We start from the raw sequence: 464 nt of genomic DNA, 5'->3' as shown, positions 1-464 counted from the left end.
GTCGACAATCAACACTCGCTTCTCCTCGCCCGCCGTCGCTAATGCCGCCGGAAGCTGGCCAGCGTTCAGGGTCAGACAGGGAAGACGGCTCTGCATGGCGATAATTTCGCTAATCTCCGCCCGGCTCACCGGCGTTTTCGGATCGCTGGCAAATTCGGTCTGATCGAGGGGCACACCATGCACATAGCAGCGCCCGTCCCGGGTATGCCGCCCGGCTGCCGGATAAGCCGGGGCCACCACCGCCATCCGGCAGCCTTGCGCCGCCATCATTGCCTCCAGTTCGCCGCCGGGATTACCGCGCAGCGTGGAGTCAATCTTCTTTACCTGCCAGTGCGGGACGAATGTCGCCGCGCCGCGCAGCAGAGCGGCGACCTTGTCCGCCGCCGCCGCGGCGCTCATCGCCCGGCTGTCGCTGTTGAGAATTAATGCCCGGGCGGTTGATGGCTGTCCGGCGGTGAAGGCCA

At 65.7% G+C, this 464-nt stretch carries 1 protein-coding gene; it reads right to left on the bottom strand.

Translation table 11 applies throughout. From position 1 onward, the window contains the following. Positions 1 to 464: four-carbon acid sugar kinase family protein (locus LU493_RS19560; protein ID WP_275289472.1), on the bottom strand; the 464-nt coding region annotated here is incomplete at both ends.

The sequence above is a fragment of the Halomonas elongata genome (genome assembly GCF_029081005.1).
Classification (GTDB): domain Bacteria; phylum Pseudomonadota; class Gammaproteobacteria; order Pseudomonadales; family Halomonadaceae; genus Halomonas; species Halomonas elongata_B.
The sequence above is the reverse complement of the archived record's forward strand: the minus strand, read 5'-3'. Positions and strand labels throughout refer to the sequence as shown.